The organism is Shewanella sp. 10N.286.54.B9 (genome assembly GCF_041468565.1).
In the GTDB taxonomy this organism is placed as follows: Bacteria; Pseudomonadota; Gammaproteobacteria; order Enterobacterales; family Shewanellaceae; genus Shewanella.
In genome coordinates this window covers 1-909 of sequence record NZ_JBFRIY010000137.1, presented here as the reverse complement: position 1 = coordinate 909, position 909 = coordinate 1, and the positions used below count along the sequence as shown (strand labels likewise).

Here is a 909-nt window from a genome sequence, read left to right as displayed (position 1 = left end):
AGATCAACAGCCCCTAGTCAATTAAACTGCCAAAAGTATCTTGAGCTAGTGAGCTTTAACGCGGGATATAACTCACTCTTATAGCGGATAGTGGGTGATTTTTATTGACTAAGAATGCTAGACTAGCTGCGCATTCATCTTTAAGGATATTCGGTTTGGCGCAACTTTATTTTTACTACTCAGCAATGAACGCAGGGAAGTCTACTTCGCTACTACAGTCATCATATAATTATCGCGAACGTGGCATGAATACGCTAGTAATGACAGCCTCAATAGATAATCGATACGGAGTGGGAAAAGTCGCCTCAAGAATAGGTATCGAAACCGATGCTCAGGTTTTTGGCAGTAGCGATAACCTCTCTAAGATGATCGCAGATAGCCACAGTGAGCAAACCTTGCACTGTATCTTAATCGATGAGTCGCAGTTCTTAAGTAAAGAGCAAGTTAAGCAGCTCACTTATGTGGTCGATATCCTCGATATTCCCGTGCTGTGTTACGGCCTTAAAACCGACTTCCAAGGTGAGTTGTTCAGCGGTAGCCAATATCTGCTAGCTTGGGCTGATAAGTTAGTGGAGTTGAAGACCATTTGTCACTGTGGCCGTAAAGCTAATATGGTGGTGCGTCTTGATGGCAGCGGCAAACCAATGCGCGAAGGCGAACAAGTGGCTATTGGTGGTAACGAAAGTTATGAGTCAGTTTGTCGTAAACATTTTAGAGAATTTATCTGGGATTGATTGCCTAAATAATTGGTGATTCAGTGCACCGAACGTTTATTTAAAAAAGCCAGTTGCTTGTAGCATCTGGCTTTTTATTTTTTGATGGTGGTTAAAACCGACATCCAACTCTTTAATGCAATTGATATAAGCAACTAACACCAACTCCACTAAAGAGTTTGACCATTCAGCGGGA

1 protein-coding gene is annotated in these 909 nt (G+C 42.1%); it reads left to right on the top strand.

The window, feature by feature from the left end; genetic code table 11:
* The first annotated feature begins 155 nt into the window (after positions 1 to 155).
* On the top strand, positions 156 to 734 hold the full coding sequence (locus AB4135_RS22175; RefSeq protein ID WP_371995572.1) for a thymidine kinase: 579 nt from the start codon (positions 156 to 158) through the stop codon (positions 732 to 734).
* Positions 735 to 909 lie beyond the last annotated feature (175 nt).